Source organism: Methylorubrum thiocyanatum (genome assembly GCA_014138645.1).
Taxonomy (GTDB): domain Bacteria; phylum Pseudomonadota; class Alphaproteobacteria; order Rhizobiales; family Beijerinckiaceae; genus Methylobacterium; species Methylobacterium thiocyanatum.
Map to the genome: position 1 here is coordinate 1 of JACJIB010000005.1, position 22,063 is coordinate 22,063.

The 22,063-nt window shown below is 68.2% G+C and carries 18 protein-coding genes and 1 pseudogene; 13 read left to right on the top strand and 6 right to left on the bottom strand.

The window, feature by feature from the left end:
- Positions 1-494 (bottom strand): annotated as a pseudogene (locus HNR51_RS14410) (carbohydrate porin); the annotation flags it as partial.
- A gap of 550 nt (positions 495-1,044) precedes the next feature.
- Here HNR51_RS14410 and HNR51_RS14415 point away from each other — a divergent pair.
- The 10 genes from HNR51_RS14415 (at position 1,045) to HNR51_RS14460 (ending at position 11,631) form a co-directional block, all read left to right on the top strand.
- On the top strand, positions 1,045-2,355 hold the full coding sequence (locus tag HNR51_RS14415; RefSeq protein WP_182555375.1) for a transporter substrate-binding domain-containing protein: 1,311 nt from the start codon (positions 1,045-1,047) through the stop codon (positions 2,353-2,355).
- A 67-nt stretch (positions 2,356-2,422) separates the two neighbouring features.
- The gene (urtB, locus tag HNR51_RS14420) at positions 2,423-3,307 is read left to right on the top strand and encodes an urea ABC transporter permease subunit UrtB (RefSeq protein WP_012453208.1); all 885 of its coding nucleotides are present in this window, start codon (positions 2,423-2,425) and stop codon (positions 3,305-3,307) included.
- A gap of 79 nt (positions 3,308-3,386) precedes the next feature.
- Positions 3,387-4,508, top strand: coding sequence for an urea ABC transporter permease subunit UrtC (urtC, locus tag HNR51_RS14425; protein ID WP_012453207.1), 1,122 nt, complete (start codon positions 3,387-3,389; stop codon positions 4,506-4,508).
- A gap of 11 nt (positions 4,509-4,519) precedes the next feature.
- A complete protein-coding gene (gene urtD, locus HNR51_RS14430) occupies positions 4,520-5,260 on the top strand; it encodes an urea ABC transporter ATP-binding protein UrtD (RefSeq protein WP_012453206.1) in 741 nt (246 codons plus the stop codon).
- A 2-nt stretch (positions 5,261-5,262) separates the two neighbouring features.
- Positions 5,263-5,961 (top strand): urea ABC transporter ATP-binding subunit UrtE, encoded by a 699-nt coding sequence (gene urtE / locus HNR51_RS14435; RefSeq protein ID WP_141950806.1) that lies wholly within the window; start codon positions 5,263-5,265, stop codon positions 5,959-5,961.
- Positions 5,962-6,317: 356 nt separating this feature from the next.
- On the top strand, positions 6,318-6,758 hold the full coding sequence (locus HNR51_RS14440) for a N,N-dimethylformamidase alpha subunit family protein (protein WP_182555376.1): 441 nt from the start codon (positions 6,318-6,320) through the stop codon (positions 6,756-6,758).
- A 124-nt stretch (positions 6,759-6,882) separates the two neighbouring features.
- Entirely contained in the window at positions 6,883-9,315 is a 2,433-nt protein-coding gene (locus HNR51_RS14445; protein WP_182555377.1) for a N,N-dimethylformamidase beta subunit family domain-containing protein, read from the top strand.
- Between the two features lie 149 nt (positions 9,316-9,464).
- Positions 9,465-10,571: a Rieske (2Fe-2S) protein gene (locus tag HNR51_RS14450; RefSeq protein ID WP_182555378.1), complete on the top strand. Its 1,107-nt coding sequence runs from the start codon at positions 9,465-9,467 to the stop codon at positions 10,569-10,571.
- Positions 10,572-10,589: 18 nt separating this feature from the next.
- Positions 10,590-11,285: a tetratricopeptide repeat protein gene (locus HNR51_RS14455; RefSeq protein WP_239681617.1), complete on the top strand. Its 696-nt coding sequence runs from the start codon at positions 10,590-10,592 to the stop codon at positions 11,283-11,285.
- A 10-nt stretch (positions 11,286-11,295) separates the two neighbouring features.
- The gene (locus HNR51_RS14460; protein ID WP_182555380.1) at positions 11,296-11,631 is read left to right on the top strand and encodes a hypothetical protein; all 336 of its coding nucleotides are present in this window, start codon (positions 11,296-11,298) and stop codon (positions 11,629-11,631) included.
- Positions 11,632-11,776: 145 nt separating this feature from the next.
- Here HNR51_RS14460 and HNR51_RS14465 read toward each other — a convergent pair whose 3' ends face one another.
- Positions 11,777-13,795, bottom strand: a complete 2,019-nt coding sequence (locus HNR51_RS14465; protein ID WP_182555381.1) for a glycosyltransferase family 2 protein — start codon at positions 13,793-13,795, stop codon at positions 11,777-11,779.
- Entirely contained in the window at positions 13,777-15,012 is a 1,236-nt protein-coding gene (locus tag HNR51_RS14470; RefSeq protein ID WP_182555382.1) for an HlyD family secretion protein, read from the bottom strand. The genes HNR51_RS14465 and HNR51_RS14470 overlap by 19 nt, the downstream gene beginning before the upstream one ends.
- A gap of 325 nt (positions 15,013-15,337) precedes the next feature.
- Between HNR51_RS14470 and HNR51_RS14475 the strand changes: the two genes are divergently transcribed.
- The gene (locus HNR51_RS14475; protein WP_182555383.1) at positions 15,338-15,670 is read left to right on the top strand and encodes a hypothetical protein; all 333 of its coding nucleotides are present in this window, start codon (positions 15,338-15,340) and stop codon (positions 15,668-15,670) included.
- A 263-nt stretch (positions 15,671-15,933) separates the two neighbouring features.
- Positions 15,934-16,707 carry an enoyl-CoA hydratase gene (locus HNR51_RS14480; RefSeq protein WP_182555384.1) on the top strand — a complete coding sequence of 258 codons (774 nt, stop codon included), beginning with the start codon at positions 15,934-15,936 and terminating at the stop codon, positions 16,705-16,707.
- A gap of 21 nt (positions 16,708-16,728) precedes the next feature.
- On the opposite strand, the gene HNR51_RS14485 is transcribed toward HNR51_RS14480, so the two are convergent.
- The 3 genes from HNR51_RS14485 to HNR51_RS14495 all read right to left on the bottom strand — a co-directional run bounded on the left by HNR51_RS14485 (position 16,729) and on the right by HNR51_RS14495 (position 20,535).
- Positions 16,729-17,691 (bottom strand): TIGR03885 family FMN-dependent LLM class oxidoreductase, encoded by a 963-nt coding sequence (locus HNR51_RS14485; RefSeq protein WP_012453195.1) that lies wholly within the window; start codon positions 17,689-17,691, stop codon positions 16,729-16,731.
- An 8-nt stretch (positions 17,692-17,699) separates the two neighbouring features.
- Positions 17,700-19,550 (bottom strand): glycoside hydrolase family 15 protein, encoded by a 1,851-nt coding sequence (locus HNR51_RS14490; protein ID WP_182555666.1) that lies wholly within the window; start codon positions 19,548-19,550, stop codon positions 17,700-17,702.
- A 91-nt stretch (positions 19,551-19,641) separates the two neighbouring features.
- Complete coding sequence (locus tag HNR51_RS14495) at positions 19,642-20,535, bottom strand: SMP-30/gluconolactonase/LRE family protein (RefSeq protein WP_182555385.1); 894 nt, start codon at positions 20,533-20,535, stop codon at positions 19,642-19,644.
- 275 nt (positions 20,536-20,810) lie between these two features.
- Here HNR51_RS14495 and HNR51_RS14500 point away from each other — a divergent pair, with 275 nt between their 5' ends.
- Positions 20,811-21,791 carry a hypothetical protein gene (locus HNR51_RS14500; protein ID WP_182555386.1) on the top strand — a complete coding sequence of 327 codons (981 nt, stop codon included), beginning with the start codon at positions 20,811-20,813 and terminating at the stop codon, positions 21,789-21,791.
- Positions 21,792-22,063 lie beyond the last annotated feature (272 nt).

A 22,063-nucleotide genomic window follows, 5' to 3' on the forward strand; every position in this document is an offset into this window, starting at 1 on the left:
GGCTGGTAGCCGACCGTGGTGTCGCCGATATCGGCGGCCATGTTGAGGTTGCGGACGTTGCCGAAGAAGGTCTGGGTGAACTTGATGGTGCCGCCAGCAATGCCGGCGAGCCGCTGCATGTCGGCGGTCATGGAGAGGACGAAGTAGGTGGAGTTGGACTGCTCGCCGGTGCGCAGTCCGGCCGAGGGGTTGGCCTGGTAGAAGTTGTAGATGTTGATGTCGAAGGTGAGCCCGCGCGCGGCCATGTCGGTGGCCCAGGGGGCGAGTGGTCCGGTGCGGACGGGATCGGCGGGCTTGGCGGCGATGTTGGGATCGGTGCGCGGCTGCGTCTGATCGTTGAACTGCCCCACCGGTGAGGGCTGCTGCGCCGAAGCGCCCCCGGATGCGCCGAGCACCAGGGCGCCCGCCAGCGCGCCGGCTGCCCAGCCCCGATGCCGTCCCCGCCGTCCCGAGCGGGTCGCCCCCGGTCCCTTCCCGTATTCACCGCCGCACATCACGTCATCCCCTTACTTTACCCGTTGCGATCAAGACTTGACTGATCTCGGAAACGTCCGGTTGTGCGACGCACAATCGGCAGCTTCCTCGAGACCGTGAGGCCTCCGCACGTTTCGCAAATCCCGTGCGAGGGCCGATGACCGGTTTCTGGCTTTTGCCCGAACTTTCGGCAGATGCTGGCTTAGGCCGCAGACCGGTTCGATTATTTTGCAATGTGATCAAAGCCCGCGCTTTTGCGTAATTTTTGATCACATAGTCCCTGCTCTATTAGGCTGGCACTAGAGTTGACATACGGTCAACTCCGAATTTGGGGTTTTTGGATTTTGCGGCATCGGGCTTGCAAGCGGGCAACGATGCGGCCTGGAGCGAAGGATGCGCTCCGCCGTCATTGCCAGAAAGAAAAAAAGTGTCGTCAGGGGAAATGGGCTCTTGACGCACCGCAAAAGAGCGCCGTAGCGTTTCCTTGCAAGAAACAAGATTTACTTCTTGAGCAGAGAGCCAGTATCCGCTCAAAAATCAGGCAATTGCACAGCACATAAGGGGATCGACATGGACCTCACACGTCGCAAGCTCTTAAAGCAGTCTTCGCTCGCCGCGGCGGCGATCGCCGGACCGCATCTCTGGCTGCCGACGGCCCGCGAGGCGTGGGGTGCGACGCTCAAGAAGGGAGAGCCGATCAAGGTCGGCCTGCTGTTCTCCCTCACCGGCCAGCTCGCGGTGCCGGAGGAAGATTCCACCCTCGTGATGCAGTACGCCATCGACGAGATCAACAAGAACGGCGGCATCGCCGGTCATCCGATCCAGCCGGTGATCGTCGATGCCAAGTCGGACTTCAACGTCTACTCGGAGAAGGCCAAGGAACTCATCATCCGCGAGAAGGTGATCGCGCTGTTCGGCTGCTACACCTCGGCGAGCCGCAAGGCGATCCTGCCGGTGGTGATGTCGCAGAACAGCCTGCTCTACTATCCGACCTGCTACGAGGGTGCGGAATGCACCCAGAACACGATCTGCACGGGTCCGCTGGCCAACCAGCACTCGAAGGATCTGATCCCGTACATGGTCAAGAACTTCGGCAAGAAGGTCTTCTTCGTCGGCTCGAACTACGTCTGGCCGAAGGAGTCGAACAAGAACGCCAAGATCTGGCTGCAGGAGGCCGGCGGCGAGCTGCTCGGCGAGGAATACATCCCCCTCGGCAGCTCCGAGTTCGGCCCCGTGCTCGGCAAGATCCGCGACGCCAAGCCGAACTTCATCTTCTCGACGGTGGTCGGCGCCTCCGACATCGCCTTCCACAAGCAGTTCAAGCAGGAGGGCTTCAAGGTCGATTCCATGCCGATCGCCTCGCTCACCACCGGTGAGATCGAGACCAAGGCGATGGGCGCCGAGTTCGGCGCCGGCCACTTCCTCTCGGCGCCCTACTTCCAGTCGCTCGACAACCCGACCAACCAGAAGTTCGTCGAGAGCTTCCTCAAGAGCAAGTACGGCAAGAACGGCTCCACCCACTACAACATGGAGGAGACCTATCTCTCGGCCTACGTGTTCAAGGCCGGGCTCGAGGCCGCGATCAAGAAGACCGGCAACATCGAGGAGGTCACCTCGCGCATGATCCGCGACGTCAGCGGCGGCGTGCGGGTGGAGGACAACATCTCGCCGGAAGGCCTGATCTGGATCGACGGCGACAACTTCAACTCCTGGCTCAAGCCCAAGATCGGCCAGTGCCAGGCGGACGGCAGCTTCAAGATCGTCTCGGAAGCCAAGGAACACGTCGCGCCCGATCCGTACTCGATCTATCCGAATGCCGGAAAATGCATGGCCAACGGCCTCGTCGCCCCGGACGGCAAGGTCCGCAAGAACGTCATCTGACGCTTTCCCGCGCAACCGCTCCGGCCGCGGTGTCCCGCGGCCGGGCCTTCGCATTCACGGAGGTCCCGTGACGTCCCTCGACATCGCTCCGTTCGCCAACGCCCTGGTGCTGGGCCTGAGCATCGCCAGCATCTGGCTCATCGCCGCGATCGGTCTCACGATCATCTACGGCACGGTCGGGGTCATCAACATGGCCCATGGCGAGTTCATCATGCTGGGCGCCTACACCTCCTACGCCCTGCAATCGTCCCTCGGCCTGCCGTTCCTGCTCTGCCTGCCCGCCTCCTTCGTCGTGGTGGCGCTGGTGGGGCTTGTGATCGAGCGCGGGCTGATCCGCTATCTCTACAACCGCCCGCTCGACACGCTTCTGGCCACCTGGGGCGTGTCGCTGGTGCTGATGCAGGGCGTGCGGCTGATCTTCGGCTCGGACCCGAAATACATCGCCGTGCCGGAGATCTTCCAGAGCAACGTCGAGGTCGGCTTTGCCAGCCTGTCGGTGTTCCGCCTCGTGGTCTTGGGCATCACCGCGCTCATCGTCGCGGCCACCGCCTGGCTGTTCTACCGCACCCGCTTCGGCATGCAGGTGCGCGCGGTGATGCAGAACAAGGAGATGGCCGCCTCCTTCGGCATCAACGCCGACCGGGTCTACATGACGACCTTCGCGCTGGGGGCGGGACTTGCCGGTGTGGCCGGCTCGCTGTTCGGCGTGCTCGCGATCGTGCTGCCGACCATGGGCACGGCCTACGTGGTGCAGGCCTTCCTCGTGGTGGTGGTCGGCGGCGGCACGCTGATGGGCAGCGTCGCGGCGGCGGGGCTGACGGGCGAACTCCAGTCGGTCTTCGCCTTCGTCACCAACGACACCTTCGCGCGCTTCCTCCTCTACGTGCTGATCGTCGTGTTCCTGCGCTTCCGCCCGCGCGGCCTGTTCGCCGTCGCCAAGGGGCGCCGATGAGCCGCCGACGACAAGCCTCTCCCGGAGGCCGTCCGGCCTCCTCCTTCCTTCCGCCCGTCATGAAGAGTCTCACCCGCAGATGACGACGCGCAATCTCTACCACAGCAAGACGGCGCAATGGGCGGTCTACGGACTGTTCTTCGTCGCCATCGCCGGGATCCCGGCCTTCGTCTCCGACGGCTTCCTGCTCAACCAGTTCGCCGTCTACGGCATCTACGGGATGCTCGCCCTGTCGATCAGCCTGTGCTGGGGCTTCGGCGGCATCCTCAATCTGGGCCAGGGCATCGCCTTCGGGCTCGCCGCCTACGGCATGGCCATGACCATGCAGATGCAGTCGCAGGATCCGGACTCGAACCCGATCCCGCCCTTCATGCTCAACAACAGCCTGGAGCACCTGCCCTGGTTCTGGCAGCCGTTCTGGAGCACCGGCGGCGGCATCCTGCTGGCGCTGATCGTGCCGACGCTGTTCTACGTCGTGTTCGGCACGCTGATGTTCCGCGCCCGGGTCTCGGGGCCGTTCTTCGCGATCATGTCGCTGGCGATGCTCTCGGCCTTCGCCACGCTGATCCTCGACATGCAGCCCTACACCAACGGCGCCAACGGCATCTCGCCGCCTTCACCGCTGAGCCTCTTCGGCACCGACATCGACCCCTACGGCCCGACCGCCTACTGGATCGTCTGCGGGCTGCTCATCGCCGTCACGGTCGGCGCCAAGCTGCTGACGCAGAGCAAGTTCGGCCTCGTCATCCAGGCGCTGCGCGGCGACCCCGAGCGGGTGCGCTTCCTCGGCTACAACGTCGCCCTCTACGAGACCTGCATCTACGCGATCTCCGGCTTCATCGCCGCGCTCGCCGGCTGCCTCTGGGTGATGCTGATCCAGTACGTCTCGCCGGCCCAGCTCGACACCACCTTCAGCATCGGCATGGTGATCTGGGCCGGGATCGGCGGGCGCCTGTCGCTTCTCGGCGCGATCCTCGGCGCCTTCCTGATCCAGGGCGGCCAGAGTTATCTCGGCGACCAGTTCCTCGCGACCTGGCTGCTCGTCCTCGGCGCCTTCTTCATCGTGGTCGTGCGCTTCCTGCCCAAGGGCTTGGCGGGCCTTCTCGAGAAGGTGCTCGGCGCGCTCGCGCGCCAGCCCGGCAAGCACGCCCGGCCCGACCTGCCGCACGCGATCACCGGCGCCCCGGCGGCGGGCGAGTAAGGGAGGGGATGATGGGCGTTCTCGAAATCCGCGACCTGCACAAGAGCTTCGGCGGCACCAAGGTCATCAACGGCTTCAGCCTCGACGTGACCGAACTGACCCTGTGCTGCCTCGTCGGCCCCAACGGGGCCGGCAAGACCACCACCATGGACCTCATCACCGGGCGCCAGAAACCGACCTCCGGCTCCATCGTCCTGCGCGGCGACGACATCACGAGTTTGAGCGAGCACGAGATCGCCCAGCGCGGCATCGGGCGCAAATTCCAGGTGCCGGCGGTGTTCCGCGAGTTGAGCGTGCGCCAGAACTTCGAGGTGGCCTATTCCCGCGAGGTCAACCCGTTCCGCAACATGCTGCGGCGGCGCCCGGCGGGCTTCTCGGCCAAGCTCGACGAGGTCGCCACCCTCACCGGCCTCAAGGACCGGCTCGACGTCGAGGCCGGCTTCCTCTCCCACGGCGAGACGCAGTGGCTCGAGATCGGCATGGTGCTGATGCAGAACCCGGCGATCCTGCTCCTCGACGAGCCGGTCGCGGGCATGACCGAATCCGAGATCGAGAAGACCATCGTCTTCCTCAACGAACTCAAGCGCACCAACACCCTGATCGTGGTCGAGCACGACATGGGCTTCGTCCGGCAGATCGCCGACGTGGTGACGGTGATGCACATGGGCGCCTTCCTGGCGCAGGGAAAGCTCAGCGACATCGAGAACGACCCGCGGGTGCGTGAGGTCTATCTCGGCGAGCCGGAGGTCTGACGATGCTGCTCGATCTCGACCGCGTGACCTCCTATTACGGCAAGACGCCGATCCTGAAGGAGATCGGCCTCGGGCTGCCCGAGGGGCAGTGCCTGTGCGTGCTCGGGCGCAACGGGGTGGGCAAGACCACGCTCCTGCGCACCATCATGGGCCTGACCGACCGCACCTCCGGCGAGATCCGGATCGACGGCGCGTCCGTCGGCAAGGCGCCGACCCATGTGCGGGCCAAATACGGCCTCGGCTACATCCCGCAGGGGCGCCAGATCCTGCCGCACTTCACGGTGAAGGAGAACATCCTGCTCGGCACCTTCGCCCGCACCGACGGGCGCCAGGACGTGCCGGAGCTCTGCCTCACCCTGTTCCCCTACCTCGCGCAGAACCTGCACCGGAAGGCCGGCCTGCTCTCGGGCGGCCAGCAGCAGCAGCTCGCCATCGCGCGGGCGCTCGCCACCAATCCGCGCATCCTGCTCCTCGACGAGCCGACCGAGGGCATCCAGCCCAACATCGTCGCCGAAATCGGCCAGACGCTGGGGCGGCTCAACAAGGAATTCGGCATCACGCTGATCCTCACCGAGCAGCACATCAAGGTCGCGCGCAAGCTCGGCGACGCCTTCCTGATGATGGAGAACGGCCGCATCGTCGCCCGCGGGCCGATCAGTGAGATGACCGACGAACTGATCGAACGGCACATGACGATCTGACCGTGCCCTGACGCGGTGAGGCGATCCGCGGTGCGGGTCTCTGTTGAGAGGCTGCACCGCTGATCGCTTGGCTGGCGAATGAAACCTTCAAGCTCGGCGTAAAAAACGTTTCCTCACAAGAAAACTTGGCTTGACCGAAAGGTTGGAACAGTCGTAAGTTCGAGTGGTCAAGAAGAGCGATGTATTCGAAATCATGATTTCGAATACTATGGGCTGATTTGCCCGTATCTCAACTTCTCAGCGGAGCATCGCGGCTCCGCCGGCACGGGCTGCCCGCCGGATCGCACCGGCGGCGTGCCAGCCTGCACCCCTATCCGACCGCAACGGCGCGGCCGGAATCACGAGGAGCGACGACGATGGAACCGATCCCGAAGAAGGGCACGCCCGAGCGCCAGCGCCTGATCGAGGCGCACAAGGCCTGCATGGAGTCGATGAAGGGGGTGGCCGGCAACTCGGTGCTGCTGTGCGAGACCCCCGGCGACACCACGGTCGTCACCGGCGGCGTCCATGCCGACCCGGTGCTCAAGCGGGTGCTGCTGCGCATGCGCGGCGAGAGCCCCAAGGGCAAGCTGATCGTGATCTGCACCAAGGTCGATGCCGAGTGGCGCATCGCCCGGCTCTCCGGCATCCGCGGCGTACCCCCCGAATTCGTCGGCGACAAAGTCTACACCGACGAACAGGAGATCCAGCACGACATCTTCCTGATGCGCCTCGACGAGCTCTCCGACAGCTACGGCTTCCCGGAAGACTACCACGAGGGCTGGAAGCGCAAGGACGACAACTGGCCGATCACCTGAGACGGCCGATTGTTCTCAAGACACGTCGATCAGCGGGAGGCCGTGAGGTGCCTCCCGGCGCCCCGCGTGCAAGCAAGCGCATTCTCGGGCGTGGACCAAAGACGCTCCCCAAAGGATTGACCCGATGACCACCATGAGGCTGACCGGTTACGCCGACAAGTTCGGCGTCCATCCCGGCGATACGATCCAGTTCTACGTCAATTGCGACGGTCCGTCCGAGTACAAGGTCGAGATCGTGCAGATGATCAACGGTGACACCAACCCGCGCGGCCCCGGCTACATCGACAAGCCGGTCGATGCGGCGGTCAACGGCACCTATGCCGGCAAGAAGCAGATCATCCACGGCGGCTCCTACGCCTACGTGCCGGACGCCAAGCCCTTCCACGTCGAGAGCTTCACGCTCCAGTGCTGGATCTGGCCGACCGCGCCGAAAACCCATCCGCGCTACTGGAAGCACGGCCCGCAAGGGCTGGTGACCAAATGGTCGAACGAGTGCGGCTACGGCCTCTTCATCAACGAGGAGGGCTGCCTCGAACTGCGCATCAACGAGCACCGGATCACCACCGGCGTGCCGATCCGCGACCATGCCTGGCATTTCTGCGCCGCGACCTTCGACGCCGCCACCGGCCTCGTCACGCTGATCCACGAGCCGCAGGTGGTCTACGCCCTCGATCCCGAGATCGCGCCGGTCGAGGCGAGCCTGAAGGTCGCGATCGCCCACGCCCCCGTACCCGTCGCGCTCGGCGCCTATGTCGAGCGGCTGGCGCCCGAGGATCCGCTCGCCGCCTCCTCGAAGCCGGCCGGTGTGGTCTTTGCCGGCAAGTATAACGGCAAGATCGACAGTCCGCGGATCTGCAACCGGGCGCTCTCGCGCGCCGAGATCGAGATGATGAAGGCCGGCGCCCAGCCGGGCCTGACCGAGCGGCGCAATGCCGGCCCGACCGGCAAGCTTTCCGAGTGCATTGTCGCCGCCTGGAATTTTTCGGTCGGCATCGACACCCTCACCTGCAAGGACGAAGGGCCGTATCGCTTCGACGCGACGCTGGTGAACTGCCCCAACCGCGGCATGACCGGCTATAACTGGTCGGGCCAGAACTTCGACTGGAAGCACGCGCCGCAGGAATACGGCGCCATCAGCTTCCACGACGACGACGTCGACGATGCCCGCTGGAGCGCCGACTTCGCCTGGAGCGTGCCGGAGACCGGCGTGAAGAGCCGGTTCTATGCCGCCAAGCTGACGACGGCTGAGGGCGACGAGGAATTCATCCCGTTCTGGGTGGTGCCGCGCATCGGCCAGGAAACCGCCAAGATCGCGGTGATGGTGCCGACCATCAGCTACATGGCCTATGCCAACGAGCACGTGGCCTGCAACGCGGGCGGGGCTGAACTGTTCGTCTACCGCGTGCCGATCATGCAGCAGCAGAACATGTTCCTGTCCGAGCACCGCGAATACGGCGGCTCGATCTACGACACCCACACTGACGGCACCGGCATCTCGATCTCGTCGCGCCTGCGGCCGATCCTGTCGATCCGGCCGAAATACGACCACTTCCTCGCCCAGGCGCCGTGGCAATACCCGGCCGATCTCCACCTGATCTACTGGCTGGAGACGATGGGCTACGAGTACGACGTCTTCACCGACGAGGACATCACCTACGACGGGCTGGCGCGCATCGAGAACTACAACGTCATCATCACCGGCTCGCACCCGGAGCACAATTCCGGCACCCAGCTCGATGCGCTCCACAACTACACCCAGCGCGGCGGTCGCCTGATGTATATGGGCGCCGACGCGTGGTACTGGGTCCACTCGTACCATCCCGGCTACGAGGACAAGGGCCGCGGCGTCGTCACCGAGATGCGCCGCTGCGAATCCGGTATCCGCACCTGGCGGGCCGATCCGGGCGAGTACTACCACCAGGGCACGGGCGAACTCGGCGGGATGTGGCGTTTCCGCGGGCGCTACCTGCACTCGGTGGCCGGCGTCGGCATGTCGTCCGAAGGCTTCGATGTCTCGAGCTATTTTTCGCGCACACCCGATAGCCTCGATACCCGCGTGTCGTGGGCCTTCGAGGGCATCGATTACGACGAAAAACTCGGCAATTTCGGCCTCGTCGGCGGCGGCGCGGCGGGTCTCGAACTCGACATCGTCGACACCATGCTGGGCTCGCCCCCGCACACCCTGACGGTGGCGACCTCGGCCGGGCGGCACACGGAGGCCTACCTCCTCGTCATGGAAGATTTCGGCTTCAACCAGCAGGGGCTCGACGGCACCACCCACCCCCGGGTGCGCGGCGACATCGCCTATCACGAGACCCCGAACGGCGGCGCCTGCTTCGCCTTCTCGTCAATCGCCTATTGCGGCTCGCTGCCGTGGAACAACTGCGACAACAACATCTCGCGGCTCACCAAGAACGTGCTCGACCGCTTCTCGATGGACGGGCCCCTGCCGGCCCCGCCCGCGAGCGCGATCAAGCACCGCGGCCGGGCCGATTACGACCCGACCCCGATGGAGCACCGCAGCCGCAAGGAGCGCGGCGAGCCGCTGCCCGCCTGACGCCCGCAAGAAAACGGTCCCCGTCACGGCGGGGACCTCTCGACGCTCCGTCCTCGCCTTCCTCGGGCGGAGCCCCGGTGGCAGCGCCCGTCAGCCCCCGATGAACGCTGCCGCCGGACCCTTTCCCGGCTCGAAAGTGAGAGGAGCGCATGTCCCTCGCCGCCGCCACGGCCGGCTTCGTGCCGGACCGCCCCGATCTCGGCCACCACGCCGAGGGGCTCGACCTCGCCGATCCGGCCTTCTTCGCCGACAGCCTCGACCCGAGGGCGCCGCGCCTGCTGCCGCCGGCCGCCTACCGGGCGCTCGCCTTCGCGGAACTGGAGGACGACGCGGTCTGGACCCGTTCCTGGCTCGCCATCGGCCTCGGCGCCGAGATTCCGGCGACCGACGACCTCCTGCCCTTCACCGCCGGCCATCACGGCCTCCACGTTCAGCGCACGGCCGAGGGCGGCCTCGTCGGACGCTTCAACAAGGCCCAGCACGGCGGCTGCCGCGCGGTGCCGCTGCAATGCCGCACCGGCACCAAGACCCGCTGCTCCTTCACCGCTTGCGGTTACAGCCGCGACGGGGCCGTGCTGCCGGCCGGCCTCGAGGGCCCGACGCCGGCGATGCACCAGTATCTGGGCCTGCGCCCGGAGCGGCTGCTGCCGGTCGCCGTCCGCGCCTGGGGGCCGATGGTGCGGATCAATCTCGATCCCGAGGCGGCCCCGCCCGAGGCCGCGCCCGAAGGCTTGGTGGCGCTCGCCGGCGAGACCCGGCGGGCGGAATACGCCGCCAACTGGAAGCTCGCGGCGCAGGCGCTGGCCGAGGGCGATCGCTTCGCGCAAGCGCCGGAGAGCCTGCACCTGACGGGGCGGCTCGCGACCGGTGAGGCCGCGTCCCTTGCCCTCCACTTCCCCAACCTCGTCCTGATCGAGGCGCGGGGCGAGACCTGCGCCGTGATGCTGCAGCCGACGGCTCTCGGCCAGACGTTGCTGCGGATCGGGCTGCTCGGTCCGCAGGGACGGGCGACGCCCGATCTTGAAGTCTCTTTGCTCGAAGCCTCGTGGGACGCGTGGCTCGCCGAGATCGCCGCCCGGATGGCGCCGGCCGTCGCTGCGCAGGCGGCGCTCAGCCGCCCGGACGCCGACGAAGCCGTTCCGACCAACGCCGCCGGTCTCTGGCTCCAGGCAAACCTCGCCGCCCGCGTGCGGGCGCGGCCCGCCGCCACGGACACCCAACCCCTCTACGCCACGGCCCAGGGCCGCGGCTGCTGACCTTCTTGGGAGATGTCGATGAGCCTTGCCGCCAAGTCACTTGCCGTCCAGCCTCTCGCCCCCGTGCCCACCCTTACTGAGGGCGTCGCCGCGTTCCAGGCCCGCGCCTACGACCGGGCGCTTGCCGTGTTCCAGCCGCTTGCCGAGGCGGGCGATGCGGAGGCGCAGGCGTGGCTCGGCGCACTCCATGCCGGTGGGACCGGCGTGCCCGCCTCGCTGACGCAGGCCTTCGCATGGTATCGCCGCGCCGCCGAGCAGGGCCACGGCCCGGCCGCGACCAATGTCGGGGCGATGCTGGCCATGGGCCAGGGCGTGGCGCAGGATCGGGCCGAGGGCGCGCGCTGGCTGGAGCGGGCCGCCGCCAGCGGCGACGTGATGGCCGCCTACAACCTCGCCACCCTGCTGGCGAAGGGCGACGGGCTCCCCGCCGACCCCGCCCGCGCCGCCGATCTCTACCGCAGCGCGGCCGAGGCCGGGCACTACCCGTCCCAGGCCCGGCTCGGCCATCTCTACGCCCACGGGATCGGCGTGGAGCGCGACCGGGTCGAGGCCTTCGCCTGGCTCTCGCTCGCCGCCGGGCACGGCGTCGGCACGGCGCTCAACGCCCTGGAGGAGGTGATCAAGGAGATGTCGGCCGACGAGAAGCGCGAGGGCGCCGCCCGGGCGCAGGCGCGCCGGACCGCACCGGGCCGCATCGCGCCGATCCCCGCGTGAGGGGGCTTCGATGACCGCCTACAGCGTGCAGCAGATCAAGTTCGAGTTCATCAGCTACGTGAAGGAGTTCGGCGCCGACTTCTCCGCGTGGTCGGTGGGCGTGTCCGAGGATGCGCTCGCCGCCCTGTTTGGCGAGCACGGGATCGACGAGGCCCGCGACATCTGGCTGTGGAAGCCCGCCGTCTCGCCGGCCGCCGCGGCGATGGTGCGCGACTGGATCTGCGGCCGCCAGGGCGCCGCGGCACTTCCGGGGGAGGGGCGTCAGGTGTTCCTGTTCCGGCGAGGGCCGGAGGTCGGGACTCCTGCCGACGGGTCGAGCCGAAGCCCGGTCCGTCCGGCCGTGTGAAAGGTGGTCGGGGCGGGGCGGCCGTCCGAGGACAATCGGCTCGGAGCCCATCCGATCGCTCCCTCGGGACGGCGGATTGGGGCTTCGCTCGAGCGGCGCGCGGGCTTGCTGATCCGGTTTCGGCTTCGATCAGGCAGACACTGGATCAGGCCGGATCATAGCTCCCGCCGCGGCCGAAAAGCCGGTGCCACAGGCCCCCGACGACGGCCGACTTGTCGATGTCGCGGATGTCCTGCGAGTACTGGCCCGTATAGAGCCGGACGATCATCGCGTCGCGGCAGTCGCCCTCGAGCGTGTAGGAGAAGCGGAGGCAGGTCGGCCCGCGACGCCGGCCGGGCGTCAGGCCCTCGACCGTTCCTTCGATGTGCGGGAAGCGCTCCATCTCGATCCAGATCCGTTCGCCGGGACGCAGGCCGGGATCCGCCGCGAAGGACGCGACGCCCCGATCGAGCGACAGGCTGACGATCCGCGCGTCCACGGCCCGGTTCGCCGTCACGACGCGGGCCGGCTCGTCGGTTGCGAAGCTGTCGAGCAGCGGGCGCGATTTCTCGAAACAGATCAGGGCCGCCACCATCAGGACGAGGACGTTGAGGGCGGCCCAGTAGGCCGAGACGATCGAGAATTCGCCCTCGCCGATGCGCGACCATTCCGGCACGATGTTGATGACGAGGCCCAGCACCGTGACGGCGATCCAGAAGGCGATCGAGAAGAAGGTGTAGGCATCGAAGGCGTTCTCCTCGTTGCCGCTGCCCTTGGGCGTCACGCGGAAGGGCACGCCGAACGGTTTGATCACGCTGGAGACCACCACGGGCAGCATGCGGAAGGTCGCGAAGGTGCCCACCGCGCTCGACACCAGCGGCAGGTAGCGCGTCGGCGTCAGCCAGCCCATCAGCAGGAAGTAGGCCGCGAGCACGGGCAACTGATACGTGACGATGTCCTGCGTCCCGGTGAAGTAGAGCGGCGCCGCGCCGGTCCAGAGATAGACGGCCGGCACCACGAGGATCACGAACCGCGTCGTGTACTGCATCAGCCACGACAGGGGCAGGAACATCACCCGCTGGAACAGGCTCAGGCCCGGCCCGCGCAGCGGCCCGTTATGCAGGTAGATCGTCTGGATTCCGCCACGGCACCAGCGGCCCCGCTGGACGAAGTAGCCCTTCAGGTTCTCCGCCGCGAGGCCCATCGACAGGCGCTCGTTCAGGTAACGGGTCTTGTACCCCTTGTTGAGCATGGCAAGCGTCGTGAGCAGATCCTCGGTGATCGAATCGTGGGGGAAGCCCCCGATCACATCGAGCGCCGCGCGGCGGGCGATCGAGCAGGAGCCGCAGCAGAAGCTCACGTCCCAGGCATCGCGGCTCGCGGCCATCTCGTCGAAGAACAGCCGCTGCTCGTCCGGCCAGACCTTTTCGAGCGAGAGGTTCGACTGGACCGGATCCTTGTTGAAGAAGTGCTGCGGCGTCTGCACGATGCCGATCGTCGGGTCGGTGAAGAAGGGCAGCGTGCGGCGCAGGAAATTGCGGTAGGGCACGAAGTCGGCATCGAAGATCGCGATGAATTCGCCCGAGGAGACTTTGAGGCCGTTATTCATGTTGCCGGCCTTGGCGTGGGAATTGTCCGGCCGGGTGACGTGGATCGCACCCTTCTCCTCGCAATACGCCTTCAGCCAGTCGCGCCGCTTGTCGTCGAGGACGTAGACCTTGAACTTGTCCCGCGGGTAGTCGAGCGCCAGGGCCCCGACGATGGTCCGCTCCAGCACGTCGAGCGGCTCGTTGTAGGTCGGAATGAAGACGTCGACCGTCGGCAGCTCCGCTTTCGGGCGCGCGAAGAAGGTCCGCTCCAACCGGCTCGCCTCGCTGCTCCGATCGACCGAGCGGCTCATCACGACGAGGAAGAGCAGGATGTCGGCGAAGGCGCCGAGTTCCACGAAGAAGACCGTCCAGGTCCAGATGAAGGCAAAGCTTCCGTCCGCCGGATGCGGCAGCACGGTGTAGAGGAAGCGCCAGACCAGGTAGCGCACGGCCACCGCGAGAACGAAGGCGCAGGTGATGCTGCGCGCCCAGGTCTTCTGCCGCGGCCAGTTCGTCGCGAAGATGTAGAAAAAAGCTCCGACGAGGAAGGTCGGCGCGAGGGGGGCGAGCTCCAGCTCTATGAGATACTGAACCACAGGCTCTTCACCCAGTTGACGAGCGGCAGGGTTGCTGCAGAGCGTGCGAACCGGACTTGCACGGTGCGGCCCACATGGCAGAAGTTCTCGTAGTCGGTTTGCATCGCATTCTGATCGAGGATCAGCCGGATGCGGGCATTCTTGCCCCGGCTCTTCGGCGGGATGGCCGCGAGCGTCACCTCCTCCACCGCCGCGCTCGCGCCCCGTACGGAGTTCACGCGTCCGGCGATCACGTCCGAGGTTCCGAGGAGCCGCACGTCCGCGGGATCGCCCGGCTTGATCTGATCGTAATCGACCTCGTCGAGCAGGATGTCGACGAAGAGGTCCCGGCAGTCGAGCAGGCGGATCAGTTCGTTGCCGACCACCACGTTCGAGCCGCCGACGACGTTGTTGCGCCAGATCACGCCCCGAAACGGGAGCCTGACCGAGGCGTTCGACAGCCGATCGTTTCGGGCGCGCTCGATGAAAAGCTGTTTTTCCAAGAGCTGGACACGGGCGCGTTCGATCTTGGCCTGGGCCTCGACATTGGCGAGCTGGATCGTGACCTCGTCCCCGCGCTGCTGCGAGTACGGGACATCGTTGCGACCTTCGCCCACGAAGGTGCCGCGCTTCAACGCGTCGAGCTGCTGGTTGAGCCGGTCGAGTTCGGCTTTGGCGATCGTGCCTTCGTTGCCGGAGGAGACGGCTGCGGCCCTTGCCGCCTCGACCGAGCTGTTGGCGACCACGCCCGTCGCGCCGAGCGTCTGCTTGCGGCTGAGATCGGCCTCCGCGGAGACGCGGTTGGCCTGGGCCGTGCTGATCCGTTGCTGGCGGATGATGATCTCCTGCTGGATGCTTTGCAGGCTCGCCTTCTGGTAGTCGCCGAGCCGCGTGGCGAGCTCCTTCTTGAGAGCCGTGAGCTGGCCACTCTGCGCCTCCAGTGCCTTCAGGCGCTCGCGCGCGGCGCCGAGATCGGCATCGAGCTGCGCCTCCGCCGTGCGGGCGATGCGATCGTTCGTGATCTGGAAGATCTCGGTGTCTTCCGGCAGGGCGGTCCCGACCTTGGGCGGGGTCTCGGACACGACACCCTCGATCGGAGCCGACAGCACGGCGAAGCGCGCGTTCACGGTGCCATCGAGGCTAGTATAGCCGGTAAACCCCGGCATCATCACGATGATCGCTGTGGCTAGAAGGGCCAGTCCGACAAGGATGCGGACGAAGCGATTGTTCCAAAACATGCCCAATTTTCCTGAAAAAGCGCCTTGACGCTTTGGCGGTTCAGGCAATTCGCCCAGACATCTATGATGTAGACCTTGAGATTTGACCGCGAAAACGCTCGATCGGCCGCCATGGATCCTTGAGGCGGCGTGATCGCTTCATTTTTCTACGCGGCATCGCTCCGCAATTGCCTGCCAAAGCCGGGCCTCGGCCTGCCGGGGGACCGGCTGCCGCGCAGGGTCGCGCACGGTCCTGTGGCGGTCGGACCGATCCGGATCGCCCTCATGCGCCGAATCGGCGGCCGGCGCGTTGTCGTCGTCAGTTGATCGTGACCGGAGCGTCGTGATGTCCGTGCGTGCCGCCCTCCTGCTCGGGGCCTCTCTCCTGGCTTCGCCTGCCGAGGCTGCCCCCTTCGACAACCTGAAGGACGATCTCGCCGCCTGCCTGCGCTTCGAGCTGGACGCGACCCACTCGCAGCGTTCCGTTCCGATGACCGCCAAGGCGGGGCTCGCGCTCCAGAAGTGCTCCGGCGAGATGGACCGGCTCGAACGGGCGGACCCGCGCCGCCTCCGCAGCGACCACGGTCTCAGCCCCTCGAGTTGGTCCGTGATCGAGAGCGTGTTCGGCGCCGGCAGCCGCGGACGCTTCGCTGGCATCCTGTTTCGCGCCCGCGGCTGAGCCGCCCCCCCCGCAGCGGCGTCCGAGAAACACGGTCCTCCCGCGCGCGACCCGCTTGTCGAGGTCGACCCGTCGGGCTTCGCTGCGCGCCTGAGGCTGAAGGATCGGCGCCTCGGTCAGGCCGCCGGGCGGCGACGCTGCCGGAAGCCCGCTGGGAGCCGAGGCCTTGGGGCTCTACGCTCGGTTCGGGGCCCGGGGGCGGGCGGCGGCGACGCCGCGATCACCGATCTGTTCCGGGGCCCCACGACAGGAGACGACAGCCGATGAGCTACGAGACGATCCTCACCGAGACGCGCGGACGCGTCCTCCTCATCACCCTGAACCGGCCGAAGGCGCTCAACGCCATCAACCGGCAGCTCACCGCCGAGCTGATCGACGCCGCGACGCGGGCCGACGCCGATCCGGGGATCGGCTGCATCGTCGTCACCGGCTCCGAGCGCGCCTTCGCCGCGGGCGCCGACGTCAAGGAGATGCAGGCGGCCTCCTACGCCGACATGTTCGCGGGCGACCGCTTCGCCGACTGGGAGCGCTTCACGGCGTTGCGCACCCCGGTCGTCGCCGCGGTGGCCGGCTTCGCCCTCGGCGGCGGCTGCGAACTCGCCATGATGTGCGACTTCATCCTCGCCGCCGACACGGCGCAGTTCGGCCAGCCGGAGATCAAGCTCGGCATCATGCCCGGCATCGGCGGCAGCCAGCGGCTGACCCGCTTCGTCGGCAAGTCGAAGGCGATGGAGATGTGCCTGACCGGCCGGACCATGGATGCGGCCGAGGCCGAGCGCGCCGGCCTCGTCTCGCGGGTGGTGCCGGCGGCCGAACTCGCCGCCGAGGCGATGAAGGCGGCCGAGACCATCGCGGCGATGTCCCTGCCCATCGCCATGATGACCAAGGAGGCGGTCAACCGCGCCTACGAGACGACGCTCACCGAGGGCGTGCGCTTCGAGCGGCGCGTCTTCCACGCGATGTTCGCCACCGAGGACCAGAAGGAGGGCATGGCCGCCTTCGTCGAGAAGCGCCCGCCCCGCTTCTCCAACCGCTGAGAGGCGATCCCGGCGGGCGCGTCAGCCGCCGAGCCGGGGCAGCACCCTTTGCCCGAAGCTCTCGATGAAGGCCTCCTGGCTCGCGCCGACCTGATGCACGATGATCTCGGCGCATCCCATCTCGGCCAGCTCTGCGAGCCAGGCGGCGTGCTGCCCGAGATCGTGCGAGATCCGCACGCAGGCATGCATGTCCTCCGGGCGGACGAAGCGGGCGGCGGTCTCGAAATCCTCCGGCCGGCGCAGCTCCCAGTTTACCTCGCCCTCGATGGCGTTGCTCGCCCATTGCGCGTGGGCCTCCGCCAGCGCTCGGGCGGGATCGGGATCCCAGCAGACCTTGGTCTGGAGGAAGACCGGTTTGTCCGCACCGCCGCCCTCGCGGAAGGCGTCGATCACCGGGCGCAGCTTCTCCGGCTCGATTCCGACGGTGACGAGGCCGTCCGCCCAGGCGCCGACGGCGCGGGCGGTCGCCGCGGTGGCGGCGGCGCCGATCAGGAGCGGGGCGGTCTGCGGCCGCGAGTAGAGCCGCGCGTCGATCACCGTGACGCGGCCGCGATGGGTCACGCTCTCACCCGCGAGCAGCGCGCGGATGATGGCGGCGCACTCGGCGAGCCGGGCGTTGCGCTCGGCCTTCTCCGGCCAGGGCAGGCCGGTGATGTCCTCGTTGAGGCGCTGCCCGCTGCCGAGCGCCAGCCATAGGCGCTCGGGAAACATCTCGGCCAGCGTCGCCGCCGATTGCGCCAGCACCGCCGGATGGTGCCGGTAGCCCGGCGCGGTGATGATGCCGAACGGGAGGTTCGTTGCCGCCATCGCGGCGCCCAGCCAGGACCAGGCATGGCCGGAATGGCCCTGCGCCCCGCTCCACGGCTTGAAGTGCTCCGAGGACATGGCGCAGGCAAACCCCGCCGCCTGCGCCGCCTGGACGTGGCGCAGCAGGGCGGAGGGAGCGTGCTGCTCGTGCGAGGCGTGATAGCCGATGCGCGTCATCCCGGTCCTCACTCTCCCGCCTCGGCGCCCGCGATGGTGGGCGCCCGGCGCGTCTTCGTCTCGCGCAGCGAGCGGTCGGCGTAGGTGCCCTGCACCGCGGATCGGCCGCCATGCTCGTAGAGGTCGAGCATCAGCGCGCTGTGGATGAAGCCGAGATGGCTGAAAGCCTGCGGAAAGTTCCCGAGGAAGGTGTCGTCCTCGGCGATCTCCTCGGCATAGAGGCCGACATCGTTCTGCAGGGCGCGCAGGGCCTGGAAGCGGGTGCGCGCCTCCTCCTCGCGCCCGAGCCAGAGCAGGGCGTCCACGAGCCAGAAGGCACAGAGCAGGAAGGTGCCCTCGTGGCCGGGCAGCCCGTCGTCGTTCCTGTAGCGGTAGACGAGGGGGCCGTGGCCGAGCCGTTCGATCACGGCATCCACGGTGCGGGCGAAGGCCGCCTCGTCCACGGGAAAGCCGACCATCGGCGCGATCAGCAGGGCGGCGTCGACGTCGTCGCCGCCGAGATATTGCGGGTAGTAGCCGTCGCGGTGGAGGCCCTCGCCGTTGACGTGAGCCACGATCCGGTCGCGCTCGCGGCACCACTCCGCCCGCTCGCCGAACAGGCAGATCGCCCGGTCGAGGGCGACCCAGTTCATGATCGCCGCATGCAGGTAGCGTTGCTCGGGCTTGCGCGGCTCCCACAATCCGGCATCGGGCTCGTGCCAATGCGCCGCCGAGATGTCGGCGAGCCGCGCACCGTGCTCCCGCATCGCCTCCGGCATGGTGCCGCCTAAGCGCTCGTAGAGGTAGAGCAGATCGAGCACCTGCCCGTAGGCGTCGGCCTGGTGCTGCTCGGCGGCCTCGTTGCCGTGGCGCACGGGGGCGCTGCCGCGCCAGCCCTCGAAGTGATCGACCCGGATCTCCTCGAGATCGGCGTCGCCGGAGATACTGTAGAGCGGCTTCAGCCGGCTCTCCTCCCGCTCGCACAGCTCCGTGACGAAGCCGAAGAAGGATTCGGCCTCTCGGGTCATCCCGAACTTCTTGAGCACGTAGAAGGACAGGCAGGCGTCGCGGATCCAGCAGAAGCGGTAATCCCAGTTGCGGATGCCGCCGATCTCCTCGGGCAGCGAGGTGGTGGCGGCGGCGACCATCGCCCCGGTGGGCTGATAGGTCAGGCCCTTGAGCACCAGGGCCGAGCGCATCAGTTCGTCCGCCAGCGGCCCGACATAGGCCGCGCCCTCGGTCCACAGCACCCAGGCCCGGCGCGTCTCCTCCATCAGGAGGCGGGCGTCCGGGCAGGTCTCGGGCGGGGTGCCGGCATAGAGTGCGAAGCCGCGGGTCTGCCCGCCCTCCAGGGTGAAGCGGGCGATGGCGAGCCCGCCCTCCGCGGCGAAGTCGGCCTCCGCGACGAGGCCGGGGCAGCCCGGCGCGGTGACGCGGCGGCCCTCGATGCCGAGCGGCGCGGCGTCCTCGGCGAAGCCCGCGAGCGGGCGGTACTCGGCGATCATCGGGACGCAGCCCGAGACGCTGGCGACGAGGCGCACCAGCAGCGGCCGCCGCTGCCCGCCCTCCGGCCCGACCATGAAGTCGTGCAGCGTGACGAAGCCGCTCTGCGTGGTGAAGGTGGTCTCGAGGATGTTGCTGCGGCTCAGGTATTGCCGCGTGGTCTCGAAGCGCTCGGTCGGCCGGATCGTGAAATGGCCGCCGCGTGTCCGGTCGAGCAGGCGCGAGAAGGACGGGTCGGAATCGAAGCGCTCCAGGCAGGCCCAGTCGATCCCCCCGTCGCGCGCCACCAGCGCGCAGCCCTCGCAATTGCTGAGGAGCGCGTAGGCTTCGATCGGCTGATAGGGGCGGGTCTGCGGCTCGGACATCGTCTCGGACATCGTCTCGCGCATCATTTCTTGCATCGTCTCGGGCATGGTCGTTCCTGGGGCGCGGCGCTCCGGCCGCCCGGCTTCGGGATGGGGCGGGCGCTCAGGCGTCGAGGCGGAAGGCCGGTTCCAGCAGGCCGCGGGTCCCGAGGGCGACGAGCAGGGTGCGGCCGTGCTCGGGGTCGGCCGCGCGCTCGGCCGCGTCCATGCCCTCGTAGGCGGCGGTGACGAGGAGATGGTCGAGGCCGCGGCCGGCGAAGGTCGGGCAGGTCGGCTGGCGCACCGGGACGGGGACGCTGCGCACCCGCTCGCCCGCGGGGCTGTAGGCGTCGAGGCAGGCGCCGCCGAAGCGGGCGGTCCAGATCAGCCCCTCGGCATCCACCGCCGCGCCGTCGATCCCGCCCTCGCCGCCGCTGTGATCGTAATGCGTCTCGGGCTCGGCCACCGGCAGGCCGGTGGTGGGGTCGAGGGCCACGCGGCGCAGCACGCCCTCGTTGGTATCGACGAAGTAGCCGGTCGCCCCGTCGGGGGAGAAGGCGATGCCGTTGGGAATCGTGAGCCCGGAGAACAGCCGCGTCACCCGCGTGCCGGCCACGTGGTAGATCGCGCCGCGGCCCGGCTCGGCGTCCCGGCCCATGGTGCTGATCCAGAGCGCGCCGCTCGGATGCACCCGCCCGTCGTTGGAGCGGGTGCCGGCATCTCCCGCCTCCAGCGGGCAGAACAGGCTCAGGCGCCCGTCGCGGATCGTGCGGAGATAGAGCCCGTCCTCGGCCGAGAGCAGATGCCGCTCGGCATCGATCGCCGCGACGTCGCTCGCCATGAACGGCAGGGCGTGGACCTTGGCCGGGCCGGCGCCCTCGCGCAGCGGCAACTCGAACAGGCGGTTCTCCAGGATATCGACCCACCATGCGGTGTCGGTCGCCGGATCGTAGCTCGGCCCCTCGCCGAGATGGCAACGGGACGGATCGAGGATGCGGATCGAGGGGGAATCGGCCAAATCGGAAGCTCTCTTCTGCGACAACGAGCGTTGACGTCTGTCGAAAAAAGAAGTTCCGAACCTTTGTTGAAGTCTTGAGGCGTGGATCGGGGTGGTTTGTGCTACGTGCGGGACTGGATTTTCATCCCGTTCCGCGATGCCGCCTTCGACTTTGCCGCAGCCAATGGTTTATAACGGCGGGCCGCCGAACCGAAGCAGGCTCCGGCGCGCCGGGACGGAGCTTGGCACAACCCGCGGCGCCGGGCCGGAGGGGCCGAACGAGGGAGCCATCCGGCATGGACGGGACCGCCTACGTCATCGCGGATGCGGAGCGCGACCTTCGCGCCAGCCTCGGGCGCGCCCCGGCGGGGGCCGTCGCCGGGGCCTGGAGCGCCACGACGGTGCAGGCGGGCCATGCGCAGATCTCGGGCGGCTACACCGATGCCGGGGGCCATTACGTCGATGAAGAGCCCCGCCGCGCCTTCGACGCCGTCGGCGCGGCGGTGGATCGCCTCGCCGCCGCGGGCGGTCCCGCCTTCAACCGGGTCGAGGTCCGCTGGACGGCGGACCGCTTTCCCCTCTCGCTCCTCGGGCGGCCGGGCCGGGTCCGGGTCGAGACCGCGTTCGATCCCGCCATCGTCCCGCGCGGGCCCGACGACCCGGCCTACGAGGCGGCCGCCGCCGCCCGCCGCCGGTTCTGGGAGGCGCGCGGGACGCTCCTGCCCGGCTACACCGCGCAGACGCTCCAGGCCAACGTCTACGGCCAGACCCTGTGGTTCGGCCCGCATCGGCGCATCCTGATGCTGCGCCCGCGCTCCGCGGCAGCGGACGGGGTGGTGCTTGCCACCGACGGCTTGTCCACGCCCTGGGCCGGAATCCCCGACCGGGAGAACGGCGTCGACTGCGAAGTCGCCCTGCGGCTGCCGGAGGGGCACGGAGAGGAAGCGGAGGCGGAACGGGTGCGCCTCTGGACCAACATCCTGATCAGCCTCGGTGACCAAATCGCCGACGGGTACCGCGTGGCGGACACCGTCGCCCGGCACGGCGCGATCCTGTTCAGCCGCCTCCCCGCCGAATGCGCCCCGTTCGCACAGATGATCCTCACCGGAGCGGCGGACGGCGCGGTCATCGACGGTCTGCCGTTCGGATCCGTCCCGTTGCTCGAAGCCGTTCCGGTGAGCGCGGACGAGGTGGCCGACGACGATCCCGACGAAGCCTGGGGCGCGACGGCGGCCTGTGCGGCCCTCGCCCGGCGGGACCGGTCGCGACGGATCTGAAGCGGGCCGGGGCCAAATGCGGCCGCAAGAGTGTGGCCGTAAGGTGTGATCGGCTGTGCGGACCGCCGGGAACGTCCTGGCCCTGCTCGAAGACCGGACCCCGGATGCCGCGGAGCGTCTCCGACCCGGGCGGCGCTCGTGGCCGGTCTCCGATGCCACGGGTGCCGACACGGGTCCCCTGCACGATCAGGCCCCCGCACAAATGGCTTCGCGCGGGCGGATTAAAATCGAGGAACAAAGATCCTCGACCAGGGATATCCTAGCAACCGGGC

What these genes read in the sequence shown, in the direction of transcription:
- HNR51_RS14415 (WP_182555375.1), top strand. Translation starts at nt 1,045, where the DNA reads ATGGACCTCACACGTCGCAAGCTCTTAAAGCAGTCTTCGCTCGCCGCG.
- urtC (WP_012453207.1), top strand. Translation starts at nt 3,387, where the DNA reads ATGACGACGCGCAATCTCTACCACAGCAAGACGGCGCAATGGGCGGTC.
- urtD (WP_012453206.1), top strand. Translation starts at nt 4,520, where the DNA reads ATGGGCGTTCTCGAAATCCGCGACCTGCACAAGAGCTTCGGCGGCACC.
- urtE (WP_141950806.1), top strand. Translation starts at nt 5,263, where the DNA reads ATGCTGCTCGATCTCGACCGCGTGACCTCCTATTACGGCAAGACGCCG.
- HNR51_RS14440 (WP_182555376.1), top strand. Translation starts at nt 6,318, where the DNA reads ATGGAACCGATCCCGAAGAAGGGCACGCCCGAGCGCCAGCGCCTGATC.
- HNR51_RS14445 (WP_182555377.1), top strand. Translation starts at nt 6,883, where the DNA reads ATGACCACCATGAGGCTGACCGGTTACGCCGACAAGTTCGGCGTCCAT.
- HNR51_RS14450 (WP_182555378.1), top strand. Translation starts at nt 9,465, where the DNA reads ATGTCCCTCGCCGCCGCCACGGCCGGCTTCGTGCCGGACCGCCCCGAT.
- HNR51_RS14455 (WP_239681617.1), top strand. Translation starts at nt 10,590, where the DNA reads ATGAGCCTTGCCGCCAAGTCACTTGCCGTCCAGCCTCTCGCCCCCGTG.
- HNR51_RS14460 (WP_182555380.1), top strand. Translation starts at nt 11,296, where the DNA reads ATGACCGCCTACAGCGTGCAGCAGATCAAGTTCGAGTTCATCAGCTAC.
- HNR51_RS14470 (WP_182555382.1), bottom strand. Translation starts at nt 15,012, where the DNA reads ATGTTTTGGAACAATCGCTTCGTCCGCATCCTTGTCGGACTGGCCCTT.
- HNR51_RS14475 (WP_182555383.1), top strand. Translation starts at nt 15,338, where the DNA reads ATGTCCGTGCGTGCCGCCCTCCTGCTCGGGGCCTCTCTCCTGGCTTCG.
- HNR51_RS14480 (WP_182555384.1), top strand. Translation starts at nt 15,934, where the DNA reads ATGAGCTACGAGACGATCCTCACCGAGACGCGCGGACGCGTCCTCCTC.
- HNR51_RS14485 (WP_012453195.1), bottom strand. Translation starts at nt 17,691, where the DNA reads ATGACGCGCATCGGCTATCACGCCTCGCACGAGCAGCACGCTCCCTCC.
- HNR51_RS14490 (WP_182555666.1), bottom strand. Translation starts at nt 19,550, where the DNA reads ATGTCCGAGACGATGTCCGAGCCGCAGACCCGCCCCTATCAGCCGATC.
- HNR51_RS14500 (WP_182555386.1), top strand. Translation starts at nt 20,811, where the DNA reads ATGGACGGGACCGCCTACGTCATCGCGGATGCGGAGCGCGACCTTCGC.